Origin of the sequence: Pseudoalteromonas sp. MMG024, assembly GCF_021654175.1 — a bacterium.
GTDB lineage: Bacteria > Pseudomonadota > Gammaproteobacteria > Enterobacterales > Alteromonadaceae > Pseudoalteromonas.
Genome location: NZ_JAKFZO010000016.1, coordinates 20,440 through 47,202 on the forward strand (window position 1 = coordinate 20,440; position 26,763 = coordinate 47,202).

Consider the following 26,763-nt stretch of genomic DNA (forward strand, 5'->3'; position numbering starts at 1 on the left):
ACACAATTTAGCGACATATTAGACCAGTTTTTTATACCTTAGTCGCACGATTAGTGTTTTAATTGCAAAAATTTTCTGTGTAGTTCAAAGCAGATATAGCAGTGAGAGAGATTTAAATGAGCTGGTTAGAAAAAATCTTACCAAAAACAACCAAGTCTACGGGTCGTAAAGAAATTCCTGAAGGTGTTTGGGCTAAATGTGGTGATTGTGACACGATCGTTTACAAGGCAGAACTAGAAAAACAACAACATGTTTGCCCTAAATGTGATCATCATATGCGTATCGGCGCACGTAAACGTCTTGAGCAGTTTTTAGATGACGGTGAGCGTCTAGAGCTTGGCCAAGAGTTTGAGCCAAAAGATGTTTTAAAATTTAAAGACTCAAAGAAATACTCAGACCGTATTTCAAGCGCACAAAAAGTAAGTGGCGAAAAAGACGCACTTGTTGCGATGACTGGCCGCTTAAAGGGTGTACCTGTTGCTGCTGTGGCATTTGAATTCTCATTTATGGGTGGTTCAATGGCATCGGTTGTTGGTGCGCGCTTTGTTGAGGCAGTTAACAAATGTTTAGAGCATAAAATGCCTCTAATTTGTTTTTCTGCATCAGGTGGTGCACGTATGCAAGAAGCCCTTATGTCACTAATGCAAATGGCAAAAACCAGTGCTGCACTGGATAAAATGAGCGAGCAAGGCTTGCCGTTTATTTCAGTACTAACAGACCCAACTATGGGTGGTGTTTCTGCATCATTAGCAATGCTAGGTGATATTAATATTGCTGAGCCGAAAGCGCTAATTGGTTTTGCTGGTCCGCGTGTAATTGAGCAAACAGTACGTGAAACGTTACCAGAAGGTTTTCAGCGCTCTGAATTCCTGTTAGAGCACGGCGCAATTGATATGATTGTTGACCGTCGTGAAATGCGTGACACCATTGCACGTCTAGTTGCGAAATATATGCACTTGCCGTCAACTGAACAAGAGCATAGAATTGCATAATCTAAACTGATTTAGCAACTTATTGCACTATGACACATGTTGTACCAAGCCAATCATCGAGTCTAGATGATTGGCTTTGTTATTTAGAAAGTATTCATCCTTCAAACATTGATATGGGTTTAACGCGCGTTCGCCAGGTAGGTGAAAAGCTCGGCTACACCGCACTTCATAATGTTATTTTAATCGCAGGTACCAATGGTAAAGGCACAACTGCACGTTGTTTAGAAGCCTTACTACTATCTCAAGGTTATTCAGTTGGCACTTATGCATCACCCCATTTAATTCGTTATAACGAACGTGTACGTATTAATGGTTCGGAATTACCAGACCAAGACCACGTAGATGCATTTCATGCGCTAGAGCAAGGGCGTGGTGAAATTAGTCTGACTTATTTTGAATTTGGTACACTGGCGGCACTTGAAGTATTTAAGCAAAAACAGCCAGATTACATTTTATTAGAAGTAGGTTTAGGCGGGCGCTTAGACGCAACTAACATTGTAGAGCCTATCGCTTCTGTTATTACAACGATCGATTTGGACCATAAAGAATACTTAGGTGATACACGTGAGTTGGTTGGTCGCGAAAAAGCAGGTATTTTCAGAGCTAATGCGCCAGCGATTGTTGGTGATTTGGCTATCCCAAGCTCTATTTGGCAATATGCTGAAGAGCTCGGGACACAGGTAACTGCGGCACAGCAAAACTATTCGTTTGCACTGACAACTGATTTACTAACGTACCAAAATGGCGATTTAACCTTGTCTTTACCGGTACCGAATATTCCGGCGCAAAATGTGGCAACGGCGATTGCAACGCTTTACACATTAGGTTTGCTGCCAAATGAAAACACCATTTGTGATGTATTGGCTAACCTTACGGTTGAAGGACGTTTTCAATGCTTGAGCGAACAGCCGCTGGTGTATGCAGATGTAGCACATAACCCTGAATCGGCACGATACTTAGCATCGAAATTAGCGACATTTCAAGCACAGGGAAAAACGATTATTGCACTTGCCGGTATGCTGCAAGATAAAGACCAAAAAGCGGTGTTCAATGCGGTTAAGTCAAATATTGATCAATGGCATTTAGCCAATCTAACGTGCTTTAGAGGCGATAAAGCCGATAATTTATTACAGCAATTACACAGTGAAGTGGACACGCCAAACGCAACAATTCATGACAGCGTGGCAAGCGGCTTGCAAACGGTTTTAGCAAATATGACCGAAGATCAGTTGCTAATTGTATTTGGCTCATTCTACACTGTGGCTGATGCAATCGCGTTTTGGCAAAATAAGGAGTAAAGGTGAATAGTCAATTTATCAATCGCTTAGTGGGTACGGTTATTGTTGTAACAGCGGCGATTGTATTTATTCCTAATATATTAGATGGCGAAAAAGTACAAAAACGCGAAACGTTTAAAGATATACCTGAACGCCCAGAGTTTAAAGCTATCGATTTAGATCCAGAACCAGATCAAGTACTTGCACGCGAGTCATTGCCAAGTACGCCAGTGATTGAAGAAGCCGCAATAGATGAAGGCGAAAATTCGCCATTCAATAGTGATTTGGTCGAACAAGCGCAAAATGAAGCCGAGTTTACGGAAGAAAAGAAAGTTGCAACGGTTGATTTAGGTGAAACACCAACGGTGAACGACACTAAGGTTGAACCGAAAGTTGCGGTTCAACGACCTGAAAAAAGCAATCTTGAGGATTTCGCTTGGGTGATTCAATTAGGTAGTTTTTCTCATAAAGCGAACGTTGAATCGTTACTTGCGAAGCTTAAAGGTGCGGGCTTTACCGCGTTTACAAAACCGATTAAAACCCCATCAGGCACACTAACAAAAGTGTTTGTAGGGCCTGAGTTAGATAAGCAAAAGTTAGAATCACAATTACCCCAATTGAAAAAATTAACCAAGCTGAATGGCCGAGTGACACAATTTGAAATCACAAATTGAGCTGGCAATTAGGCGTAAGCTTATATAAAATGCGCGCGAAACATAAAAGGGCAGGTTAATATGATCTGGGTAGATTACACCATTTTGGGTATCATCGGACTTTCATCCTTAGTAAGTTTGATGCGCGGCTTTGTTAAAGAAGCAATGTCGCTTGCTGTATGGATCGCTGCCTTTTTTATCTCAAGCATGTTTTATGAACATCTCGCCGTCTTCCTTGCTGACACTATCTCCGAACCCCTAGTACGTAATGGCGCTGCAATCGCAATCTTGTTTTTCTCTACCTTGATTGTTGGCTGTTTAGTGAATTATGTACTTGGAGAACTAGTTCAGCGCACAGGTTTATCAGGTACAGACCGAATTATTGGTTTAGTGTTTGGCGCATTGCGTGGCGTGCTCATAATTAGTGCACTATTATTTTTTCTCGATGCTTTCACCAGTGCCCCAAGTAAAGACTGGTGGAGTAGTTCAAGTTTAATTCCAGAGTTTAGCTTTATTATCGAATGGTTTTTTGAATACCTCGAAGATAATTCAAGCTTCTTAACTCAATAACCCCTTATCAGGCGAGGATTTTTCTCATGTGTGGTATCGTTGGTATCGTCGGAACTACCCCGGTAAATCAAACTCTTTATGACGGTTTAACCGTTTTACAACACCGTGGTCAGGATGCGGCGGGTATTATTACCATTGACAATAACACCTTTAGCTTACGTAAAGACAATGGCCTAGTGAAAGATGTATTTCACACACGCCATATGAAGCGTTTACAAGGCGATATGGGTATTGGTCATGTTCGTTACCCAACGGCAGGTTCCTCAAGCTCAGCTGAAGCACAGCCGTTCTACGTAAACTCGCCATTCGGTATTGCGCTTGCGCACAATGGCAACTTAACCAATGCAGAAGCGTTAAAAGAAGATTTATTTAAAACAGCAATGCGTCACGTAAATACGACGTCAGATTCTGAAATTTTACTTAACATCTTAGCGCATGAACTTGCCAAACCGAATAAACTTGAGCTATCGCCTGAAGACGTATTCACTGCGGTAACAACGGTAAATAACAAAGTTGTTGGTGGTTACGCGTCAATTGCGATGATTATTGGCCACGGTATGATTGCATTTCGTGATGCTAACGGTATTCGCCCGCTTGTATTTGGTAAACGCGAAACTGAGCAAGGTGTTGAGTACATGTTTGCATCAGAAAGTGTTGCTCTTGATGCGTGTGGTTTTGAATTTATTCGTGATGTTGCGCCAGGCGAAGCCATTTTTGTATCAAAAGACGGCCAGCTACATTCACAACACTGTGCACAAAATGCTGCATACAGCCCATGTATTTTTGAATTTGTATACTTCGCACGTCCAGATTCGACAATCGATAAAATCTCGGTTTACGCTGCACGCGTAAACATGGGTACCAAACTAGGCGAAAAAGTAAAACGCGAATGGGCTGACAAAGAAATTGACGTTGTTATTCCAATTCCTGAAACTTCGTGTGATATCGCGTTAGAAATGGCAAACGTACTTGACCTTCCTTATCGTCAGGGCTTCGTTAAAAACCGTTACATTGGCCGTACTTTCATTATGCCTGGTCAAGAACTACGTAAAAAATCGGTTCGCCGCAAGCTAAATGCCATCGCACAAGAGTTTAAAGGCAAAAACGTATTACTTGTAGATGACTCAATTGTACGTGGTACAACATCGGCACAGATTGTTGAAATGGCACGCGAAGCAGGTGCTAAGAATGTTTATTTTGCATCAGCGGCACCGGAAATTCGTTTCCCGAACGTATATGGTGTTGATATGCCATCAGCGCAAGAACTGATTGCACATGGCCGCGAAGTTGAAGATATCAATGCAAGCATTGGTGCAGATGGCCTAATTTATCAATCGCTGCCTGATCTTATTAGTGCAGTAAGCAAAGAAAACCCTGAAATCAGCAACTTCGAAACATCAGTGTTCGATGGTAACTATGTTACAGGTGATATTGACCAAGCTTACTTAAATCGTATCGATGCACTACGTAATGATGCGGCTAAATCTGGTCGCGAATCTGCGATGTCATCGGGTTTAGAGCTTCATAACCAAGATGCGAGTGAATAATTTCTAAGAAGTTAATCGATAAAAAAGGAGCTTAAAGCTCCTTTTTGTTTTATTAACTATATAGTTTGCTGGAAATAGGAATTAATCGGTTTTAGCCTGATGTAAACATAGGGCCAAAACCTGATGTCCACATAATTGCGGTTGCCGCAAGAATTATCACCAGTAACACTAAACCGCAGGTCACTACTGAACTTGCGTAAATAAAGCCTCGCTCTTCAGGAATGTGCATTAAAATAGGTACACCGGTATACAGTAAGTACACTGAGTAAGCGACTGCGCCACAACCCACAATCACGATAAACCATAGCTCTGGATATACCGCAGCTAGCGCCGACATGAAAATAGGTGTTGAAGTGTAAGCGGCAAGCTCAAGTGTTTGTGTATAACTTGGCTCTGCGCCAAACGTAATTGCCATCCAATGTGCTAGGTAGGCAAGTGTAAATACGCCGGCAATCAGGGCGAAGTACATTGATATCGCAAGTAGCATTGCGCTTGATTCAGTTAAGAAAATCCGGTCGCCTACGCCAACACTCCAGCCTAAGTAAACCGATGAAAAATACCCCATAATGCTTGGTACTAAAGCAATCAGTAAAATATGTGACATGCTGTACCCAAAGCTTTCGTGGCGAGCATCAATTGTTTGCCATTCTTCTTTTGGGTGAGCATATAAGCCCCAAAGATGATTTAATATCATAGTGTGTTCCTTGTATTACCCTACACGGATTGGCTAATGTGGTTTTTGACTTCAAATTCATCACTTAGCGTTTGTTGTTTTTTTAAACAAGCTCACTACTACTTATTGGTTATTGTTAATAAAATGTCAAGAAATATAATTTAAGGTTGCTTTTGAAATCTGATAAAGATCAATCTAAGCAAAGGCGGTGCAAGAAGAATCAAGACTTAGTTTAAGTTGTTATGATAAAATTAATTATTATTCATTTTTGTCTAACATAGATATGAGTCTAGCGAAATATCAGGAACTACTTGCGCCCATTTATCAGTTTTTACAGTGTGAAACTCCCGATGAATGGATCACTGAAGCCAAAAAAGCAGAAAACTTACCGGTTTTATTACTCGATCATTTAATTTGTGAATTAAAAGCTGGGCAAACGGCTATGTGGTTAATTCGTAAATATGCCGCAGACAAAAAAAGTGGCGAAGCCTTACTTGAATGGTTTCAGCCATACGAGAAGTTTGTCTATAAAAAAGAAGGTTCGCTTGAATCCTTGGCTGAACATTACAAATTAAGTAAAGAAATTGTGCCAAAGAGTGACTCTAACTTTGGTCAAGACTTAATTGATAAAATGGTATTGCTAATTAAAGAAGAGCTTCATCATTTTTACCAAGTATTAGAGATAATGGCTGCTCGTGGTATTGATTATGAAAATATTACGGCAAGCCGTTACGCTAAAGGCATGATGACTCATGTACGTACTCACGAGCCTGCGATTTTGGTAGATAAACTGATTTGTGGCGCATACATTGAGGCACGTTCTTGCGAGCGTTTTGCTAAGCTTGCACCACACTTAGATGATGAATTGTCTAAGTTCTATATTTCATTGCTTCGCTCAGAAGCGCGTCATTATGAAGACTATCTGGCCCTTGCAGAGCAAGTTGCCGGAGAAGATATTTCCGATCGCGTAAAGTTTTTCGGTGAAATAGAAGCTGAACTTATTTCATCACCGGATGATGATTTTAAATTTCACAGTGGAAAACCAAAAGAGCGCAGTTAGCGCTCTTTTTGATTGTGTTACATTTTACAAAGGCTCACTAATCAGTTTAATACCTTGTTGTGATGCCTCGATATACCATAAGTCAGTATACCAATCGCCAAGTACATAGCGCGTTTTATTATTATCATACTTATGCACATTAGGGCGGTGAGTGTGGCCGTGGATCATCTGGCTGACGTTAAATTTGGTAAAGGTGTCACGTACAGCTTGCTCGTTAACATCCATAATGGCCTGTGACTTCATTTTTTTTGATTGTTTGCTGTGAGCACGAATTTTAGCCGCTTTTTTTTGGCGAAAACTGAGTGGTAAATTAAGCATTAATGTTTGCCACCACCAAGAGCGACTCTTTTTACGAAACTTTTGGTATTCGATATCGTCAGTGCAAAGCTCATCGCCATGGCAAACTAGCGTTGGCGTGCCGTATAAATTAATGATTGTTTGCTCAGGCAGCAATGTCATACCGCAGGCTTTGGCGTAGCGCTTTTTAATTAAAAAGTCGCGATTACCGTGAGTGAAATAGAGTTTAACCCCTGCCTGACTCAATTTGTTTAATTCATTGGCAACTTTTTGGTTGAGTGCTGTATGATTGTCATCGCCAATCCACGCTTCAAAAAAGTCACCCAAAATATACAGGGCATCTACCGATTTTGCGTTCTGCTTTAAGTTATCTATAAAGTTAAAAAAGCCTTGATTGATCAAGGAGGTGTCGTCGCTTAAGTGCAGATCTGCAATAAAGTAGGTTTTATTCATAGTAGGTAAGAATTTGCCCCAGTTACCCGAGGCAAATATGCTTATTAAGCGTCGATAGTTGCGCTTTCAATCACAACTGAATCAAGCGGTACGTCTTGGTGGAAACCATAGCTACCTGTTGGTACTGCTTTGATTTTCTCTACGATGTCCATGCCTTCAACAATCTCGCCAAATACACAGTAACCCCAACCTTGCGATGTTTCGCTAGTGAAGTTTAAGAAGTCATTGTTGTTAACATTAATGAAAAACTGTGCTGTCGCTGAGTGTGGATCTGGCGTACGCGCCATTGCAACCGTGCCTACTTTGTTTTCTAGGCCGTTATTTGCTTCGTTTTCAATTGGTGCTTGAACGTCTTTTTGTTCCATATCAGCAGTGAAACCACCACCTTGAACCATAAAGCCGTCAATAACACGGTGAAAGATAGTACCGTCGTAAAAACCCGATTTTACGTAGTTAATAAAGTTTTCTACTGTTTTCGGTGCTTTTTCTGCATTTAAAGCGATTTTGATGTCGCCAAAATTGGTTTTAATAGTAACCATGTTTATTCCAACTGTTAGTTTTTAATAAGTGTCAGGCTATTTTATAAAATATCTGGTAATAGAACAAAGAAAGATTTATCCGTAAACCACAACCATGTTAAAATGCCGCTTTAGTATGCGCAAACATAGAGGAAATTATAAATGTTGCAGATTTACAACACACTTACACGACAAAAAGAAGCCTTTAAACCACTTGTAGCTGGCAAAGTAGGCATGTATGTGTGTGGTATCACCATTTATGATTACTGTCACGTTGGTCACGCACGCACATACGTGTCGTTTGATGTGATGAATCGTTTTCTTCGCCACAGTGGCTTTGATGTTACTTATGTACGTAATATCACAGACGTTGATGATAAAATTATTAAACGTGCAAACGAAAATGGTGAAGCAATTGATGCGCTAACCGTACGTATGACCAAAGCGATGCACGAAGATTTTGATGCGCTGAATATGTTGCCCGCTGATATCGAGCCAACAGTAACCGGTCATATGGATGAAATCATTGAGATGATTGAACGTTTGATTGAAAAAAAGCATGCCTATGTAGCAAGCAATGGTGATGTGCTTTTCGATGTATCAACCTTTGAGCAGTACGGTTCACTGTCGCAGCAAGATTTAGATATGTTGCAAGCAGGTGCGCGCGTAGACGTTGCTGAAGGCAAAGACGATCCACTTGATTTTGTTCTTTGGAAAAAAGCCAAAGTAGACGAACCATCATGGTCAAGTCCGTGGGGTGAAGGCCGCCCAGGTTGGCATATTGAGTGTTCAGCAATGAGCAACAAGCATTTAGGCGCGCATTTTGATATTCACGGTGGTGGTTCAGATTTACAATTCCCTCACCATGAAAATGAAATTGCCCAGTCATGCTGCGCTACCGGTGAAAAGTATGTGAATACGTGGATCCACACTGGCATGGTACAAGTAAATAAAGAAAAAATGTCTAAGTCGTTAGGCAACTTCTTTACACTGCGTGATGTACTGAAAGAGTATGACCGTGAATCGGTACGCTTTTTCTTAATTAACGGTCATTATCGTAGTCAGCTAAATTACTCAACCGAGAATTTAGAACAAGCGCGTGCAGCAATGGAGCGTATCTATACTGCACTTCGTGGTGTTGAGGTGGTCGAAACTTCACTTGAAAATGACTATGTAGCACGCTTTAACACTGCGATGAATGATGATTTCAATACGCCTGAAGCACTACCTGTTATTTTTGAACTGGCAAAAGAAATTAACCGTTTAAAAGATGAAGATGCGAACCAAGCTGGTCAACTTGCATTTATTCTTAAAACACTCGGTGAAATTCTAGGTATCGCACAGCAAAATCCTGAAAGCTTTTTGCAAGGCGAACAAGCTGATGATGAAGTAGCAGAAATTGAAGCGCTGATTTTACAGCGTAATCAAGCACGTGCTGACAAAAACTGGGCACTAGCAGATGAAGCCCGTGATAAGCTAACCGCTATGGGTGTTGTGCTAGAGGATAGCGCAGGTAAAACAACGTGGCGTAAAGCTTAACGATTTAAGCTATTAATAATAAAAAAGGTTGCCACGGCAACCTTTTTTATTAGAGTGAACTCTAAACTCTAGCTGTGATATGTCTCACATGCTTCAAGCGTGTTAGCAATTAAGCTTGCCACTGTCATTGGGCCAACACCACCTGGTACAGGGGTAATAAAGCTCGCGTTTTCAGCGGCAACATTATATGCCACATCACCCACTAATTGACCTGACTCTAAACGGTTAATACCTACATCAATAACAATGGCACCTTTTTTAATCCACTCACCAGGAATAAATTCAGCTTTACCCACAGCCACAACAACTAAGTCAGCACGGCGAACATGTTCTTCAAGGTTTTTAGTAAACTTATGACAAACCGTTGTTGTACAACCAGCAAGTAACAGTTCTAACGCCATTGGGCGACCTACAATATTAGATGCACCAACAACCACTGCGTCCATACCTTTGTATTTAACACCAGTTGAATCAAGCAATGTGATAATACCTTTAGGTGTACACGGACGAAGCGCAGGCATACGCTGTGCTAATCGACCTACGTTATAAGGGTGGAAGCCATCAACATCTTTATGTGGTGTAATTCTTTCTAAGATTTGCTCTGCATCTAAACCTTCAGGTAACGGTAGCTGTACTAAAATACCGTCAACTTCTGAATCATTGTTTAGCTGTTCTACTAAGTCGAGTAGTTGCTGTTGTGTTGCATCACCAGGTAAATCGAACGACTTAGACACAAAACCCACTTCTTCACATGCTTTACGTTTTGAGCCAACATAAACTTGACTGGCAGGATCTTGACCTACTAACACAACCGCTAGGCCGGGGGCGCGTAGTCCTTGTGCTTTACGTTCTGCTACACGTTCTGCAACAGATGTTCTAACTTGTTTTGCAATTGCTTTGCCGTCAATGATGTTTGCTGACATTAAAAAACCTACATATAAGATACTAAAGTGTGGAGTGGGGCGCATTTTCTCATGAATTTAAACAATAGCCAACAGGTGTTAGCGGACAAATGTCCGATATGTTTGATTATCTTTTATGCGTTAAAGTCATGCTTTTAACAAAATGTGAACACTTAGGGTTAAATTTAACCAGTTGAACAGTTTTTTCAAAAAAAAGGTTTGACGGGGCAAGGTCAAATCACTATTATGCACCCCGTTGTTTACGAGCACTCACATGAATGTTCAAAACAGTCGGCGTTTAGCGCAGCTTGGTAGCGCACTTGGTTTGGGTCCAAGGGGTCGCAGGTTCAAATCCTGCAACGCCGACCACTTTTTTATAAAGGGTTTCTGCACGTTAGGTGTGGTTCGAAATGCGCCCGTAGCTCAGCCGGATAGAGCAACGGCCTTCTAAGCCGTCGGTCGAAGGTTCGAATCCTTCCGGGTGCGCCATTTTATAAAAGTAAACAACACACGGCATAAAGTAGTGGCGGCTGTAGCTCAGTTGGTAGAGCCCTGGATTGTGATTCCGGTTGTCGCGAGTTCAAGTCTCGTCAGTCGCCCCATCTTACTTTAGTTCTGTTTCGGCGTTTAGCGCAGCTTGGTAGCGCACTTGGTTTGGGTCCAAGGGGTCGCAGGTTCAAATCCTGCAACGCCGACCATTTTTACAGTACACACATCTTATAGTCGGCGTTTAGCGCAGCTTGGTAGCGCACTTGGTTTGGGTCCAAGGGGTCGCAGGTTCAAATCCTGCAACGCCGACCACTTTATCTCCCTCAAAAATCTTTCATCTTGCTTCAAAATTAATCGAAATTATCCGTGTTTTTATCCATTTTCATTAATTTCACTAGGATGCTCGACTATCTCAATTATTGCGTTATAATGCCGCGTCTAAAGTTTAACTTGAAACGCTTCATACCAATCTGATAAGCAAATTTGATGGTTTGATTATCAGATTGGTATTAGGGTTATTCCACAGTGAGCAATAAAGCGATACACACTCTTTTTTGCACATGTCACTGGGTAAAGGAAGGCGTAAAAAACGCCATATTTAAAAGATTGAGGTAAAACATGCAAGTTTCTGTTGAGACTACTCAAGGCCTAGAGCGCCGCATTACAATCACTGTTCCAGCTGAGAACATTGATACAGAAGTTAAAAAACGCTTACAACAACTTTCAAAAACACAGCGTATCGATGGTTTCCGTCCAGGCAAGGTTCCTGTGTCAATCATCAATAAGCGTTACGGTGCAGCAGTACGTCAAGAAGTTGCGGGTGACCTTATGCAACGTCAGTACATTGATGCAGTAATCGCTGAGAAACTAAACCCAGCTGGCGCGCCTTCATTTGAGCCAAAAACGCTTGAAGCTGGTAAAGACCTAGAATTCTCTGCAACTTTTGAGGTTTACCCAGAAGTTGAAATCAAAGATTTAGAAAAAATCTCAGTAGAGAAGCCAGTTGCAGAAGTAACTGACGCAGATCTTGAAAACATGCTTGTAACACTTCGCAAGCAGCACGCTACTTGGGTTGAAACTGAAGAAGCAACTGCAGCAGAAAGCCGTGTAACAATCGATTTCGTAGGTACTATCGACGGTGAAGAGTTTGAAGGCGGTAAAGCTGAAAACTTCCCACTAGAACTTGGTCAAGGTCGTATGATCCCAGGTTTCGAAGACGGTATCGTTGGTAAGAAAGCGGGCGAAGAAGTTGTTGTTGACGTAACGTTCCCTGAAGAATACCACGCAGAAAACCTTAAAGGTAAGCCTGCTCAGTTCACTATCACTGTAAACAAAGTTGAAGTTCAAGAACTTCCTGAACTTACAGATGAGTTCGCAGTAACGTTCGGTGTTGCAGAAGGCGGTTTAGACGCACTTAAAGAAGAAGTGAAGAAAAACATGAGCCGTGAACTTGACCAAGCTGTTAAAGCACAGGTTAAAGATCAGGTAATCAAAGGTCTTCTTGAAACTAACGAAATCGAAGCGCCTAAAGCACTTATCGGTCAAGAAATCGACGTACTTCGTCAGCAAGCGGCACAACGTTTTGGCGGCGACGCTAAAAACATGCCTGAGCTTCCAGCTGAGTTATTCCAAGAGCAAGCAGCGACTCGCGTAAAGACTGGCTTACTTTTAGGTGAAGTAATCAAGTCAAATGAGATCACAGCAGACGACGCTAAAGTTGAAGAGCTTATCGCTACTATGGCGTCAGCATACGAAGATCCAACTGAAGTTGTTGAGTACTACAAGTCAAACGAGCAACTTATGCAACAGATGCGTAATGTAGCGCTTGAAGAAGCTGCAATTGATTCAGTACTTGCAAAAGCAACTGTTTCAGAAGTAGCAAAAGGCTTTGACGACATCATGAATCCACAAGCTGCGCAATAAGTCATTGACTTAAACGTTAGCTAACGATTAAATGGCTCGTGTATCTCTGCAAAATTTGCAGTTTGTACCGGGCCATTTTTATTGCCGGTAATCTGATAATCAGTTGGAATGTTAATTCCGCATAGTTTCAGCGTCATATGTTAACAAAATTACGTTTGGACTTTGTTAACACAAAAGGAAAGTATTAATAATGTTAAATAACCCAGTCGATCCTTTAAATGCATTAGTGCCAATGGTAGTTGAGCAAACTGCTAAAGGTGAGCGCTCATACGACATCTATTCGCGATTATTAAAAGAACGTGTTATCTTTCTAACAGGTCAAGTTGAAGACAATATGGCTAACTTAATTGTGGCTCAATTATTGTTTTTAGAATCAGAAAACCCTGAAAAAGACATTTTTATTTATATTAACTCGCCAGGTGGCTCGGTTACTGCGGGTATGGCAATTTACGATACCATGAAGTTTATCAAGCCAAATATCAGTACGGTATGTATGGGTCAAGCGGCAAGCATGGGCGCATTTTTGTTATCTGGTGGTACTAAAGGCAAACGTTTCTGCTTACCAAATTCTCGTGTGATGATTCACCAACCACTGGGTGGCTTCCAAGGTCAGGCATCTGATTTTGAAATTCATGCTAAAGAAATTTTATCAATCAAAGATAAACTAAATAGATTAATGGCCGAGCACACTGGACAGCCGTTAGAAGTTGTATCGAATGATACAGATCGTGACAACTTTATGAGTGCTCAGCAAGCAGTTGACTACGGCTTAGTTGACGGCATACTTTCACAGCGAGATTAATTTAGCGTTGCTAATAAACCTTTGCCATAATGGTAAAGAAGCTCGTTGTAAACAAACGCCTTTTATTTAGGTAAAATAAAAGGTCGGGAAGAATATTAAGAGGTAGCTTAATGTCTGAAAATCGGAGTGACGGCGATAAGAGCGGAAAATTACTCTACTGCTCATTTTGTGGTAAAAGCCAGCACGAAGTTCGTAAACTTATCGCAGGACCATCTGTGTATATCTGTGATGAGTGTGTTGAACTGTGTAATGACATTATTCGTGAAGAAATAAAAGATATTGCGCCAGCACAAGCTAGCCAAGATCGCTTACCAACACCAAAAGAAATTCGCAGCAACTTAGATGACTATGTAATTGGTCAAGAGCATGCGAAGAAAGTACTTTCGGTTGCAGTATACAATCACTACAAACGTTTACGTCATTTAACTGGCAAAAACCCTGTAGAGCTAGGTAAAAGTAATATTTTGCTTATCGGTCCAACAGGTAGTGGTAAAACATTGCTTGCTGAAACCATGGCTAAGCTACTTGATGTACCATTTACGATGGCAGATGCAACTACGTTAACTGAAGCAGGTTACGTGGGTGAAGATGTAGAAAACATCATTCAAAAGCTGTTACAGAAATGCGATTACGATGTTGAAAAAGCGCAGCGTGGTATTGTTTATATTGATGAGATTGACAAAATTTCACGTAAAGCAGACAACCCATCGATTACTCGTGATGTATCTGGTGAAGGTGTGCAGCAAGCATTACTTAAGCTAATTGAAGGTACGGTTGCGTCAGTTCCGCCACAAGGTGGCCGTAAGCATCCACAGCAAGAGTTTCTACAAGTAGATACTTCTAAAATCTTATTTATCTGTGGCGGTGCATTTGCTGGCCTCGATAAAGTGATTGAAGCGCGTGGTAGTAAAAATACCGGTATCGGCTTTGGTGTCGATGTAAAATCAAGCGACTCAAAACGTTCACTTACGGAAGCGTTCCAAGACGTTGAACCAGAAGACTTGGTTAAATATGGTCTTATTCCTGAGTTTATTGGTCGTCTACCTGTTGTTGCAACGCTAGGCGAGCTTGACGAGGCTGCACTTGTGCAAATCTTAAACGAGCCGAAAAACGCATTAACCAAGCAATATGGTTCATTGTTTGAAATGGAAAATGTTGAGCTAGAATTCCGCGAAGACGCACTTAAAGCGATTGCGCATAAAGCAATGGAGCGCAAAACAGGTGCACGTGGCCTACGTTCAATTGTTGAAGGTGTACTGCTTGATACTATGTACGAGTTACCATCAATGGATGAAGTATCAAAAGTCGTAATCGATGAAACAGTAATCAAAGGTGAGTCAGACCCAATTCTGATTTACGAGAATGCAACGCCTGATAAAGCAGTATCAGAATAGTTGTTTGATTATTGAACGAAAAAGGGGCCAAATGGCTCCTTTTTTTATAAAAGCATTGATCTCTTGATTAACTATCCCCATATTCACAAATAATCTAAAAATTTATAATTTGCTGACTAAACTGAATACAGTTTAAAAAAGCTAAAGTTACCAGTTTTACGCAAGGAACAAGTATGACCCTTGAACGTACCGATACGATTGAAATTCCAGTTCTCGCACTACGCGATGTAGTTGTGTACCCACACATGGTTATTCCGCTCTTTGTTGGCCGTGAAAAGTCAATAAAATGCTTAGAAGCCGCAATGGATAACGATAAGCAAGTGTTGCTTGTTGCACAAAAAGACTCAAATATTGATGAGCCAGAAGCGTCAGATATTTACGAAGTAGGCACAGTTGCTACTATTTTACAGTTATTGAAACTGCCAGACGGTACGGTAAAAGTACTTGTTGAAGGTACGCAACGTGCTGCAGTAAAAGAATTTGTAAGCACTGATGAGTTTTTTGTTGCGACTGCTGAGTTTTTAGAATCAACTGAAATCCCAGAAGCTGAGCAAGATGTATTTATGCGCAGCGCTGTAAGCCAGTTTGAAGGCTACGTTAAGCTAAATAAAAAGATTGCGCCAGAAGTATTAAGCTCAGTGCAAGGTATTGAAGAAACAGCGCGCCTAGCTGATACCATGGCTGCACATATGCCGCTTAAAGTTTCTGAAAAGCAAAAAGCGCTCGAATATGCTGATGTTAAAGAGCGTTTAGAGTTTTTAATGGCGCTGATGGAAGGCGAAATTGACTTATTGCAAGTTGAGAAGAAGATTCGTTCACGCGTTAAAAAGCAAATGGAAAAAAGCCAGCGTGAGTATTACCTCAATGAGCAGATGAAAGCGATTCAAAAAGAATTAGGTGACATGGATGATGTACCTGATGAGTTTGAAGGCTTAACCAAAAAAATTGAAGAAGCCGCAATGCCGGCAGAAGCGGAAGAAAAGACCAAGTCTGAGCTAAACAAGTTGAAGATGATGTCACCAATGTCTGCTGAGGCGACAGTGGTACGCACTTATATCGATACTATGATAGGTGTACCTTGGAAAAAACGCTCTAAGGTGAAAAAAGATCTTGCGAAAGCGGAAGAGATTTTAGATGCCGATCACTATGGTCTTGATAAAGTGAAAGAGCGCATTATTGAGTATCTCGCAGTTCAACACCGCACCAATAAGCTAAAAGGCCCAATTTTATGTCTAGTAGGTCCTCCTGGTGTTGGTAAAACGTCACTAGGTCAATCGATTGCTCGATCAACAGGCCGTAAGTACGTGCGTATGGCGCTAGGTGGTGTGCGTGATGAAGCTGAAATTCGCGGTCACCGTCGTACTTACATCGGCTCTATGCCGGGTAAAATCGTACAGAATATGTCGAAAGTAGGCGTTAAAAATCCGCTATTCCTATTAGATGAAATCGATAAGATGTCATCTGATATGCGTGGTGATCCGTCATCAGCATTATTGGAAGTACTTGATCCTGAACAAAATACGAGCTTTAACGACCATTACTTAGAAGTTGACTACGACTTAAGCGATGTAATGTTTGTGGCAACGTCAAACAGCTTCAATATTCCAGGTCCGTTACTGGACCGTATGGAAGTTATTCGTCTTTCTGGTTACACCGAAGATGAAAAGCTGAATATCTCGATTCGTCATTTAATTCCAAAGCAAATTAAGCGCAATGGATTAAAAGAGTCTGAAATATCAATTGAAGACAGCGCAATTATCGGCATTATTCGTTACTACACCCGTGAAGCGGGTGTGCGTAGCTTAGAGCGCGAAATTTCAAAACTTTGTCGTAAGGCAGTTAAGAACATCTTACTTGATAAGTCGCTGAAACAAGTCGTAATCAATGAAGACAACTTTGAAGACTATCTCGGCGTTAAGCGTCATGATTACGGCAAAGCGGAAGACAGTAATAAAGTTGGCCAGGTAACCGGTCTTGCATGGACTGAAGTAGGCGGTGACTTGCTGACTATCGAATGTGCGTCAATGGCGGGCAAAGGCAAGCTTAACTACACAGGTTCACTTGGCGATGTTATGCAAGAGTCGATTCAAGCGGCAATGACAGTAGTACGTAGCCGTGCTGAAGCGCTGCGCATTAATGAAGATTTCTACGAAAAACGCGATATTCACGTTCACGTACCAGAAGGTGCGACACCAAAAGATGGCCCAAGTGCAGGTATTGCAATGGTGACAGGACTTGTATCGAGCTTAACGGGCAATCCAGTGCGCTCAGAAGTGGCGATGACAGGTGAAATAACCTTACGCGGTGAAGTATTGCCAATTGGCGGCTTAAAAGAAAAACTGTTAGCGGCACACCGTGGTGGCATTAAGACCGTGATTATTCCAAAAGAGAATGAGCGTGATTTAAAAGAGATCCCAGAAAACGTAATGGAAGGGCTTTCTATCCACCCTGTTAAGCGAATTGAAGAGGTACTTGAACTCGCTTTAGCCGAGCCAATTGCTAGTTTTTCAATCGAAACGGCAAAAAATTAAAAAAATTCATCAAAAACCGTCGAAAAGGGCTTTTCAAATAAAATGTCTGTGCTAATTTAAGCACTGTAATTTTGCTAGCCCTTTAAATACGGTGATTAGCGCGAATTTTTATTGTTAATTTAACGCATTATTTTGGTGCATTAACTTAGCCTTTGTGTGGTCTTATACCACGATTAAATAATAACAATGGAAGGGGATGATATAGTGAACAAGTCTCAACTAGTTGATCAAATCGCAACAGATGCAGATATTTCTAAAGCAGCGGCAGGCCGTGCGTTAGATTCATTTATCGAATCAGTAACAGGTGCACTAAAAGACGGTGATTCTGTTGCATTAGTAGGTTTTGGTACTTTCTCTGTACGTGAGCGTGCTGCTCGTACAGGCCGTAACCCGCAAACTGGTGAATCAATTGAGATTGCTGCAGCAAATATTCCATCTTTTAAAGCGGGTAAAGCGTTAAAAGACGCAGTAAACTAATTGACTGTAGAAGGCTAAACTTGCCAATTTCAAAATAACCTTTGAAACAGCAATTTTAATCTTCAAGTAAAAAGGCGCATCTGCTAAGATGCGCTTTTTACATATATAGCGTCCTGTAATTTCAGTCTGAAATTGACACTGAAACAGAAAAAAGAGAAAAACAATGCTAGAGAGAATTAGAGAAGGCTCACAAGGTGCTACGGCAAAAGTCATTTTAACCTTAGTGATTTTATCATTTGCTCTTGCCGGTATTGGTAGTTATTTAGGTCAACCTACGGAAACGCCTGTTGCAACTGTCAATGGCAAGGAAATTAGCCAGATGAGCTTCGCTCGTGCTTACGAGAATGAACGCAGTCGTCTAGAGCAGCAATTTGGTGAATATTTTTCACAAATCGCGTCAGACCCTGCATATGTTGCACGTATGCGTGAAAACGTAATGCAACGCCTAGTGCAACAAGAACTACAAATGCAACTTGCACAAGAACTAGGCCTGCGTGTAAGCGACGAAGCAATCAAAAAAGAAATCCGCAATATTCCTGCATTTCAAGTTGCTGGTCAGTTTAATAATGATCGTTACCTTCAAGTAATTCGCCAAATGAACTATCAGCCTGATGGTTTCCGCGATTACTTACGTAAAGAAATGACGCTAAACCAATTAGCGACAGCGTTAATTGCAACTGACTTCACGTTAGATAACGAGCTTGCGAGCGCAGTAAAACTGCAGAACCAATTACGTGATATTGAAACTGTGACGTTAAGCGCGGCAAACTTCAAAGCAGACGTAACGGTTTCAGAAGACGAAATTAAAGAATACTATCAGCTTAATCAAAACCAGTTTATGGCACCTGAAATGGTGGCATTAGAGTACATTGAGTTAAAAGGTTCAGAGCTACCACTTGAAGAAGCGGTAACGGACGCCGAAGTTGCGGCTAATTACGAAGAAAATAAGGCACTATACATGGAGCCTGAGCGTCGTCGTGTTGCACATATTCTTGTTGAGAACTTAGAAGACGATGCAGCTGCACAAGCACAAGCGGAAGAAATTTTAGCTGAATTACAAAACGGTGCAGATTTTGCAAAGCTAGCTGAAGAAAAGTCAGATGACTTAGTCAGCGCAGAGCTAGGTGGTGATCTTGATTGGATCGACCGCGATATGATGGACCCTGAGTTTGAAACAGCAGCGTTCGCGCTTGAAAGCGTAGGCGATATTTCTGAAATCATTAAAACAGAATTCGGTTACCACATCATTAAACTAACGGATTACGAGCCAGAGCAAGTAAAAGAACTTGCTGAGGTATCTGCAGATATTAAGGCGCAGTTAGAACTTGATAAACGTTTAAATCAATTTTACGAAGTACAAACACGTGTTGCTGATCTGGCATTTGAAGTTGCAGACAGCTTAGCAGATGCAGCAGAAGTTGCAGGTGTTGAAGTTAAGAGCACTGAGTTATTCTCACGTAATAACGCACCAGCGCCACTTAACAACCCTAATGTGTTAAACACAGCATTTTCGGTAGAGATTTTAGAAGATGGTGTTAACTCTGAGCTGATTGAAATTGCTGATGAACACATTGTATTCATTCGTGCAAAAGAGCATAAAGCGGCAGCGGTAAAACCACTTGAAGAAGTAACCGCGGGTATTCAATTAACACTTGAGAACCAAAAAGCGAGCGAACTTGCAAAATCTAAAGCACAAGAGTTATTCGCAAGCCTACAAGCAGGTACTGCACTTAGCGAAATCGCAACACAAGCAAATGCTGAAGTAGTTGCGACTGAGGCGGTAACACGTCAGTCATTTGCACCATCATATGAAGTAGTTCAAGCTGCATTTAAAATGCCAACACCTAGTGATGCGCAAAGCGCAGAGCTAGTGACGCTAGGTAACGGTGATGTTAGCTTAGTTGTGTTAAATAAAGTGTATGATGCACCAGCGGCAGAAATTAACGACCAACTACGTGATGGCATTGCTCGCCAGCAAATGAATAAACACTATGAGAGCTTTATCGAAGCGTTAAAAGACGATGCTGAAGTGAAAACAGCAGCAGTTGAAACGCAAGAGCCAAACTTATAATGTTTCGCAATTAAAAAAAGCGCCTAAGGGCGCTTTTTTTATGTCTTTAATTAATGCTTCTTTAGTTACTCCGAGCTTTGCTTAGTTAGCAAGCATGCGTTCAGCCAACTTAGTTTGTGGCTTGGCAAAGACTTGGTGTGTTTCGCCATACTCAACCACCTTGCCTTTATGAAGCAGTAATAAGCTGTCACTCATATGCTTAACTAAGCTTAAGTGGTTAGTGATAAGAATATAGCTTAATCCTGTTTCGCGTTGTAATCGCAACAAAAGGTTTACCGTTTGCGCCCGTACTGAAGGATCGAGTGAGGACAGTGCTTCATCTAACACTAATATCTTAGGATCGAGAATAATTGCCCGAGCAAGCGCCACACGCTGGATTTGGCCGCCAGAGAACATATGCGCGTAGTAGTTGCGGTGTTCGGCAAGTAAACCTACATTCAAAAGCGTTTGGTTAATGCGTTCTCTGCGCTGCTGTTTATCTAAGTCGGTATTTAGCACTAAAATTTCGCCCAAGATACTGCCAATAGTATTGCTTGGGTTTAAGCTTTTCATCGGATCTTGGAAGATCAGGCGAATATCTTTACTGTTTTCTATACGTTTTCCGCCATCTTCAATGATTTGGCCATCTAGTAGAATTTGTCCTGAGCTTGCGGTATCAGCGCCCGCTAAAATTTTACCTAACGTACTTTTACCTGAGCCTGTTTCACCAATGATGGCGAGCGTTTCACCTTTTCCTAAGCAAAACGATACATCAGAGACAGCATTAAACTGCTTACTTCTAAAAAGCCCAGCGCGCACATTAAATTTTTTGTGCAATGCTTGTACCTTAAGGATCGGTTCCATCAGCACTTTTCCTTGTCTTGATTAAGCGGAAAGTGACAGGCATAGGTGTGACCATGGCTATCTGACACTGGGGGTGTTGCCACACATTCTCGCTGAGCTTGCGGGCAGCGCGGTCCAAGTCTGCAGCCTATAGGAAGGTGCTGCAAGGTCGGGATTGTGCCTTTGAGCGCGTACAGCGGTGCTTTATGGGCTAGGCTTTGGTTATATTCAGGCAAACTTTTAAGTAACGCTTGTGTGTAAGGGTGTTTTGGCTTGGTAAATAATGTTTTAGTACGTCCAGCCTCTACCATTTGTCCGCAATATAAAACGTGTAAGCCATGAGTCCAATCACTTAGCTCAGATAATTCGTGACTGATCATCAAAATAGACATGCTTTTCAGCTGATTTAAACTGCGTAACAAACGAAAAATTTGTGCGCGTGTTGTGCTCTCAAGTGCTGTTGTCGGCTCATCGGCAATCAGTAACTTTGGCGAGCGTGCAATTGCCATCGCAATCATCACTTTTTGACAAATACCTTCCGAAAGCTCATGGGGATAGCTGTCAAATACGTGTTCATGCTCTTTAATGCCCACTTTGTGTAGTAATGCCTTTGCGCGTTTTTTTAACAATAAGCGCTTTTGAAAAAAGTGACCGTTAATTTTATCGCGCGGAATACTTTCAATCAGTTGATCGTAAATTTTTGCAGTGGGATCTAAACAGCTACTAGGTTCTTGGTAGATCATCGCGATTTCATTGCCGATTAACTGGCGACGTTTTTCACCACTTAATCGCATTAAATCGATTCCACGCCAATGCATGCGGTCGGCTGTGATTCGCCAGCGAGCATTTAACACGCCCATTAATGCTTTTGCGATTAAACTTTTGCCCGAGCCAGATTCTCCAACCAGGGCATGCACTTCACCTTCTTTTAGGCTAATGCTAACGCGGTCCACCGCGCGGATCACCGTTTCACCGGTATCTAACTCTATTGTTAAGTTACGAATATCAAGCAATTGCATTTAGCTGGCCTTACGTTTTTGCAGTGCTTGGCGCAAACCATCACCAACTAGGTTAGTAGATAAAATAGTAATAAATAGCAAGAAGCCGGGAAGGGCTACTGTCCATGGTGCAAGGTAAATTAAACTCAAGTTTTCCGCCAAAATAGCACCCCATTCTGCAGTAGGTGGCTGAGCGCCTAATTGCAAAAAGCCTAGTGCTGCGATATCCAGTATGGCAGTCGATAACGACATGGTAAAAATTAATACAATTTGTTCGTATATATTGGGCAAAATACCTTTTAATAGAATGCGCCATTTGCTTGCACCATCAAGGCGGTGGGCAATCACATAGTCTTTGCTTATTTCTTGGCTAACAATATTTCGGATTGAATGAATGTATTGTGGTAACAGTGACAGAATAATTGCCCACACTGTATTCATTAAACCAGGCCCAAGAATTGCAACAATAATAATTGCCAATAATAAACTTGGGATCGCCAGTGTTACATCAAGTAGGTGGTTTAAAACCGAAGAACGCCAGCCTTTAGTTAGTGCTGCTAAAATGCCTAAAATGACACCAAAAAGAGTTGTTAATAATGCCGTGATGATGGCAAGACCAAAGGTCATAGTGGCACCGTTCATTAAGCGTGAAAGCAAATCGCGCCCTAGGCCATCGGTTCCAAGCAAAAAGTTTACGCTACCTTGGTCATCCCAAGACGGCGGTAAAATAAGCGAGTTATTATGCTGCTCGTTGATACCGTAAGGTGCAATAAGCGGCGCAAACATGGCAAGTACCGTTAAAAATAAAAATACCCACAGTCCTAATAATGCAAGGTGATTCGACTTAAAGTTACGCCACAAATGGCGTAATGGTGACTTGTTTGAGTCTTCGGTAAATAACTTAAACTTTGCCATGACTTTGATTTCTCGAAACTGGGTCTAATAGGTTGTGTAAAATGTCTGCCGCAATATTCGCGATAATCACAAATAACGATACGGTTAATAAGCCACCTGAAATCGCTGGGTAATCACGCTGATAAATACTATTAATCAGCCATTGTCCAACACCTGGCCATGAGAAAATAACCTCAGTGATCATCGCAAGCGTAATCAGCGTACTAAACTGCAAACCAATTTGTTTAATAATGGGTAGTAGGGCATTTTTCAGCGCATGGCGTGTGATAATTTCATATCGAGTCAACCCTTTAGCGCGTGCAGTTTTAATATACGGTTTATCTAATACGGTGAGTGTAGAGTCTTTGGTAAAGCGTGTGAGTACGCTGGTTGGGTAGGTTGCGAGCACTAACGTTGGTAGTGTTAAGTGTTTAAACGCATCAATAAATGCCTGTTGTTTATAATCGATATCGCTAAGGGCAATATCAATCAAAATAAACCCAGTCGTATCAGGAATTTCATACAGTAAGCCGACGCGGCCACTCATTGGCAGCCAACCTAGCTGTAAGCAAAACACCATAATTAAAATAAGCGCCAGCCAGAATATAGGGGTCGAAATGCCTATCAGTGCAAATGAGTTAATAGTGTAGTCGGGTAGTCGTTTGTGATACGCCGCCGACAAAATCCCCGCCGGAACACCAATAATAATCGACACAATAAGGGCATAAAATGCAAGCTCTATCGTTGCAGGGAAAAGCTCTTTAATATGGTCAAACACCGGCTGTCCAGAAGAAAAAGACGTACCCCAATCTCCATGGAAAATATTAGAAATAAACTTTGCATACTGTGCAATATAACCTTTATCTAGGGCATATTTTTGGCTCAGCGCATCGCGTTCCATTGGTGTGGGTGTTTGCACACCACTTAAATTTGAAATCGCTTCACCTGGAAACAAATACGCCAATGAAAACGTAAATGTGCTTAATAACAGCAGCATAAAGAAAAATAGCGTTAGCCTTCTTGCAAGGTAGTCGCGTAACATCATTGTGCTTTCCTCGCATTAGCGAGCGAAATACCACCAAATGGCGGTACTTCAACACCTGTAATGTGTGTTGATTTAGCTTGCAGGCGCAGCCCATGGGCAATTGGCAGTAAAGGTAATTCTTGAGCAACCATTTGTTGCGCAGCAAAGTAAATTTCTTTTCTTGCCTCAATATCTTCTGTGTCGTGAGCTTTTGTTAGCAGTAAATCAAACTCAGCGTTACACCAATTTGAAGGATTCTTACCACTAAACACTGATGCGCAGCTTAAAATTGGGTTTAAAAAGTTATCGGGTTCTGGCGAATCAGCTGCCCAGCCAATTAAAACCGAATCGTGTTGATGCAGGGTTAATCGCTCAAGAAACGTGTTCCACTCGTACTCAATAATATTCACTTTTATGCCAATTTGCTTTAATTCGCTTTGAATAAGCTCGGCCATTTTACGGGCGTTAGGATTATAAATACGGCTTACTGGCATCGCCCACAGATCCATGGTGAAGCCATCTTTATAACCTGCTGTTTCAAGTAATGATTTTGCTAGCTCTAAGTTATAGCTAGGGTAGTTTGGTTGGGCTTGGTAGGCCCAAGATTCTGGCGGCAAAATAGATTGTGCCATATCCGCGTTATTGAAATAGACCGCTTGCAGTATTTTCTGTTTGTCGATGGCGTGTGAAATTGCTCGACGCACTTCAACTTTGTCAAATGGTGCTTTTTGCGTATTAAAGGCCAAATAGCCCACATTTAAATTTGCCAGCTTTTCAACGGCGATGTCTTCACGATTATTTAAAACTTCGATGTGTGCGCTACTTGGGTGAGCTGCAATATCACACTCGCCAGTAAGTGCCTTAGCGATGCGTGTGTTGGAGTCTGATGTAATATCAAATACCAATTGTTCAATCGCCACATCACTTTTCCAGTAATCTTCATTGCGATAAAAGCGCACAAAGGCATCGCGTTTAAAACGTTTATATTTATAAGGGCCTGTGCCGATAGGTAAGCGGTCGATATCTTCCAAAGACTCATTTTTACTTAGCATATCGGCATATTCTTTTGATAACACAATGGCAAAATCGGTGGCCATGTTGGATAAAAAGCTGCTATCTGGGCTGAACAACTCGAATGTAACTTGGTACTCGCCTGTTTTTGTCACTGAGCGAAATGACTGATCTAAACCAATACTTTGGAAATACGGGTAATTACCACCGCCGACAAAATGGTAAGGGTTATAAACATCAAATAAGCGGGTAAATGTAAACACCACATCGTCTGCGTTAAGTGAGCGGCTTGGTGTAAAGTAATCGGTTTGATGAAAGGCCACATCCTGGCGCAAATTAAACACCACTTTTATGCCACCATCTTGCAATGACCAACTGGTTGCTAATTCTGGTATAAATTCACCACTGGTTGGGTCGATTGATAGCAAACGGTTATAGAGTTGATGAGAGATAATGTCGATGGTTGACCCTGTGGTGGTCAACTGTGGATTAAATGCCACCGGGTTTGCTTCAGAGCAGTACACTAAGCCATTAATGGTCTTTTGCTCTTCAAAGGTGCACGCAGCAAGCAAGGTGCATGCGAGAATAGCCGACACCTTTGAGCAGTTAGTACGAAGTAATTCGAGTAATTTTGGCAAGTTACTTCTTTTTTTATCCGTTTGTGTTGTTGTGTTACAACGTTCGCGCATTGGCATCTAATAAATTGTATTTTTTTAAGTAGCCTCGCAGCTGATGGTAGGTTAACCCTAAGCTATCGGCCGTTTTTCTTTGATTATATTGGCAATACTTCAATGCGTCATTAATTAAATCAATTTCGTACTGATTTGATAATGTTTTTAAGTCACATGGAAAGTTAAATTCTGGCTTGCTGGTTACTGGCTCGTCCACAACTGGTGGCGCAACAGCGTTAGTTGGCTCAGTTGGGGCGACGCTGACACGGTCGTTTGTTTTGACTTTTTGCTTTGGTCTAAATGGGCTAATAAATGGGTCGAGTATAATTTCATGTACAGGCACATGCGGGTTGGCAGCGCGATAAACACTTCGTTCAACCGCATTTTTAAGTTCACGAATATTGCCTGGCCAGTGGTAATCAAGCAAAGTTTCTTGTGCTTTTCGTGTAAAACCGCTGAATAACTCCCATTCAAGATCTCGCGCCATATTAATTGCAAAGTTTTCAGCAAGTAGCAAAATATCTTCTTTACGCTCTCTTAAAGGCGGCAGTGTAATCACATCAAAAGCCAAGCGGTCGAGTAAGTCGCTGCGAAACTCGCCTTGCTCAGCAAGACTGGGTAAATCCTCATTGGTTGCGCAAACTAAACGCGTATTAACGCGTACAGTGGATTTACCGCCAACACGCTCAAACTCACCATACTCAATGACACGTAATAATTTTTCTTGAATAAGGCCTGAGGTATTGGCTAATTCATCTAAAAACAGTGTGCCACCATCAGCTCGCTCAAAACGCCCTTCATGGCGTTTGCCTGCGCCGGTAAATGCGCCCGACTCATGTCCGAATAATTCACTTTCTAGCAGGTTTTCGTTTAGTGCCGCACAATTAAGCTTTACATAATTTTGGTCCCAACGGCTTGAGAGGAAATGTAAACGTGCAGCAATCAGTTCTTTACCTGTTCCGCGCTCCCCAATTATGAGTACGGGCTTATTAAGCTGTGCTACTTGCGATACATGCTCTAATACTTCTAAAAAGCTGTTAGACTGACCTAAAAGATTGTCCTGTTGATTAGTGCGACTCATTTTTGCTAACTCTTAGTCAAATTTACTAACATCTAGTGTATTTTAATTCCGGATGTGTTTAAAGTATTTTGTATTTCAAAATATTTCATTTTAA

At 41.5% G+C, this 26,763-nt stretch carries 23 protein-coding genes and 5 tRNA genes; 18 read left to right on the forward strand and 10 right to left on the reverse strand.

All coding sequences use genetic code 11. The features are described 5' to 3' along the window. The first annotated feature begins 116 nt into the window (after positions 1 to 116). From accD to purF, 5 genes are read left to right on the forward strand one after another with little or no spacing between them, the layout of a single operon-like run. Positions 117 to 992 (forward strand): acetyl-CoA carboxylase, carboxyltransferase subunit beta, encoded by an 876-nt coding sequence (gene accD, locus L1068_RS15300; protein WP_010559658.1) that lies wholly within the window; start codon positions 117 to 119, stop codon positions 990 to 992. 29 nt (positions 993 to 1,021) lie between these two features. Then, on the forward strand, positions 1,022 to 2,290 hold the full coding sequence (gene folC / locus L1068_RS15305) for a bifunctional tetrahydrofolate synthase/dihydrofolate synthase (RefSeq protein WP_237130953.1): 1,269 nt from the start codon (positions 1,022 to 1,024) through the stop codon (positions 2,288 to 2,290). 2 nt (positions 2,291 to 2,292) lie between these two features. Then, a complete protein-coding gene (locus L1068_RS15310) occupies positions 2,293 to 2,943 on the forward strand; it encodes an SPOR domain-containing protein (protein WP_237130954.1) in 651 nt (216 codons plus the stop codon). Positions 2,944 to 3,003: 60 nt separating this feature from the next. Further along, entirely contained in the window at positions 3,004 to 3,492 is a 489-nt protein-coding gene (locus tag L1068_RS15315; protein WP_237130955.1) for a CvpA family protein, read from the forward strand. Between the two features lie 26 nt (positions 3,493 to 3,518). Next, complete coding sequence (purF, locus tag L1068_RS15320; protein ID WP_237130956.1) at positions 3,519 to 5,039, forward strand: amidophosphoribosyltransferase; 1,521 nt, start codon at positions 3,519 to 3,521, stop codon at positions 5,037 to 5,039. A gap of 91 nt (positions 5,040 to 5,130) precedes the next feature. On the opposite strand, the gene L1068_RS15325 is transcribed toward purF, so the two are convergent. Continuing rightward, on the reverse strand, positions 5,131 to 5,733 hold the full coding sequence (locus L1068_RS15325; RefSeq protein WP_010559663.1) for a Yip1 family protein: 603 nt from the start codon (positions 5,731 to 5,733) through the stop codon (positions 5,131 to 5,133). A 262-nt stretch (positions 5,734 to 5,995) separates the two neighbouring features. Between L1068_RS15325 and L1068_RS15330 the strand changes: the two genes are divergently transcribed. Beyond that, positions 5,996 to 6,772, forward strand: coding sequence for a tRNA isopentenyl-2-thiomethyl-A-37 hydroxylase MiaE (locus L1068_RS15330; protein ID WP_237130957.1), 777 nt, complete (start codon positions 5,996 to 5,998; stop codon positions 6,770 to 6,772). Between the two features lie 24 nt (positions 6,773 to 6,796). On the opposite strand, the gene L1068_RS15335 is transcribed toward L1068_RS15330, so the two are convergent. Together L1068_RS15335 and L1068_RS15340 are read right to left on the reverse strand one after the other, a co-directional pair. Next, entirely contained in the window at positions 6,797 to 7,522 is a 726-nt protein-coding gene (locus tag L1068_RS15335; protein ID WP_237130958.1) for a UDP-2,3-diacylglucosamine diphosphatase, read from the reverse strand. Positions 7,523 to 7,566: 44 nt separating this feature from the next. Next, complete coding sequence (locus L1068_RS15340) at positions 7,567 to 8,061, reverse strand: peptidylprolyl isomerase (RefSeq protein ID WP_054979888.1); 495 nt, start codon at positions 8,059 to 8,061, stop codon at positions 7,567 to 7,569. Positions 8,062 to 8,202: 141 nt separating this feature from the next. On the opposite strand from L1068_RS15340, the gene cysS reads away from it, so the two are divergent. Continuing rightward, positions 8,203 to 9,579 (forward strand): cysteine--tRNA ligase, encoded by a 1,377-nt coding sequence (cysS, locus tag L1068_RS15345; RefSeq protein WP_237130959.1) that lies wholly within the window; start codon positions 8,203 to 8,205, stop codon positions 9,577 to 9,579. A gap of 68 nt (positions 9,580 to 9,647) precedes the next feature. Here cysS and folD read toward each other — a convergent pair whose 3' ends face one another. Next, entirely contained in the window at positions 9,648 to 10,502 is an 855-nt protein-coding gene (folD, locus tag L1068_RS15350; RefSeq protein ID WP_237130960.1) for a bifunctional methylenetetrahydrofolate dehydrogenase/methenyltetrahydrofolate cyclohydrolase FolD, read from the reverse strand. Positions 10,503 to 10,773: 271 nt separating this feature from the next. Here folD and L1068_RS15355 point away from each other — a divergent pair. The 11 genes from L1068_RS15355 to L1068_RS15405 all read left to right on the forward strand — a co-directional run bounded on the left by L1068_RS15355 (position 10,774) and on the right by L1068_RS15405 (position 20,168). Next, positions 10,774 to 10,850: transfer RNA gene (locus L1068_RS15355), tRNA-Pro, on the forward strand. 43 nt (positions 10,851 to 10,893) lie between these two features. Continuing rightward, positions 10,894 to 10,970 (forward strand) — tRNA-Arg (locus tag L1068_RS15360). Between the two features lie 37 nt (positions 10,971 to 11,007). Then, positions 11,008 to 11,083: transfer RNA gene (locus L1068_RS15365), tRNA-His, on the forward strand. A 19-nt stretch (positions 11,084 to 11,102) separates the two neighbouring features. Beyond that, positions 11,103 to 11,179 (forward strand) — tRNA-Pro (locus L1068_RS15370). Positions 11,180 to 11,205: 26 nt separating this feature from the next. Next, positions 11,206 to 11,282: transfer RNA gene (locus L1068_RS15375), tRNA-Pro, on the forward strand. Between the two features lie 306 nt (positions 11,283 to 11,588). After that, positions 11,589 to 12,893: a trigger factor gene (gene tig / locus L1068_RS15380; protein ID WP_237130961.1), complete on the forward strand. Its 1,305-nt coding sequence runs from the start codon at positions 11,589 to 11,591 to the stop codon at positions 12,891 to 12,893. 190 nt (positions 12,894 to 13,083) lie between these two features. Next, on the forward strand, positions 13,084 to 13,695 hold the full coding sequence (clpP, locus tag L1068_RS15385; protein WP_054979884.1) for an ATP-dependent Clp endopeptidase proteolytic subunit ClpP: 612 nt from the start codon (positions 13,084 to 13,086) through the stop codon (positions 13,693 to 13,695). A gap of 110 nt (positions 13,696 to 13,805) precedes the next feature. Continuing rightward, entirely contained in the window at positions 13,806 to 15,089 is a 1,284-nt protein-coding gene (gene clpX / locus L1068_RS15390) for an ATP-dependent protease ATP-binding subunit ClpX (RefSeq protein ID WP_237130962.1), read from the forward strand. Positions 15,090 to 15,262: 173 nt separating this feature from the next. Further along, the gene (gene lon / locus L1068_RS15395) at positions 15,263 to 17,620 is read left to right on the forward strand and encodes an endopeptidase La (protein WP_237130963.1); all 2,358 of its coding nucleotides are present in this window, start codon (positions 15,263 to 15,265) and stop codon (positions 17,618 to 17,620) included. A gap of 204 nt (positions 17,621 to 17,824) precedes the next feature. Then, positions 17,825 to 18,097, forward strand: a complete 273-nt coding sequence (gene hupB, locus L1068_RS15400; protein WP_010559673.1) for a nucleoid-associated protein HU-beta — start codon at positions 17,825 to 17,827, stop codon at positions 18,095 to 18,097. Positions 18,098 to 18,260: 163 nt separating this feature from the next. Next, a complete protein-coding gene (locus L1068_RS15405) occupies positions 18,261 to 20,168 on the forward strand; it encodes a SurA N-terminal domain-containing protein (RefSeq protein WP_237130964.1) in 1,908 nt (635 codons plus the stop codon). 81 nt (positions 20,169 to 20,249) lie between these two features. Here the strand turns inward: L1068_RS15405 and L1068_RS15410 are convergent, their stop codons facing one another. From L1068_RS15410 to pspF, 6 genes are read right to left on the reverse strand one after another with little or no spacing between them, the layout of a single operon-like run. After that, the gene (locus L1068_RS15410) at positions 20,250 to 21,011 is read right to left on the reverse strand and encodes an ATP-binding cassette domain-containing protein (RefSeq protein ID WP_237130965.1); all 762 of its coding nucleotides are present in this window, start codon (positions 21,009 to 21,011) and stop codon (positions 20,250 to 20,252) included. Further along, a complete protein-coding gene (locus L1068_RS15415) occupies positions 21,011 to 22,009 on the reverse strand; it encodes an oligopeptide/dipeptide ABC transporter ATP-binding protein (RefSeq protein ID WP_010559676.1) in 999 nt (332 codons plus the stop codon). Before L1068_RS15415 ends, L1068_RS15410 begins: the two co-directional genes overlap by 1 nt. Next, entirely contained in the window at positions 22,010 to 22,903 is an 894-nt protein-coding gene (locus L1068_RS15420) for an ABC transporter permease subunit (RefSeq protein WP_010559677.1), read from the reverse strand. It abuts the gene before it with no gap. Beyond that, on the reverse strand, positions 22,890 to 23,924 hold the full coding sequence (locus tag L1068_RS15425) for an ABC transporter permease (RefSeq protein ID WP_237131013.1): 1,035 nt from the start codon (positions 23,922 to 23,924) through the stop codon (positions 22,890 to 22,892). Before L1068_RS15425 ends, L1068_RS15420 begins: the two co-directional genes overlap by 14 nt. Continuing rightward, on the reverse strand, positions 23,924 to 25,606 hold the full coding sequence (locus tag L1068_RS15430; protein ID WP_237130966.1) for an ABC transporter substrate-binding protein: 1,683 nt from the start codon (positions 25,604 to 25,606) through the stop codon (positions 23,924 to 23,926). Before L1068_RS15430 ends, L1068_RS15425 begins: the two co-directional genes overlap by 1 nt. Next, the gene (gene pspF, locus L1068_RS15435; protein WP_237130967.1) at positions 25,590 to 26,669 is read right to left on the reverse strand and encodes a phage shock protein operon transcriptional activator; all 1,080 of its coding nucleotides are present in this window, start codon (positions 26,667 to 26,669) and stop codon (positions 25,590 to 25,592) included. The genes L1068_RS15430 and pspF overlap by 17 nt, the downstream gene beginning before the upstream one ends. Positions 26,670 to 26,763: the final 94 nt, after the last annotated feature.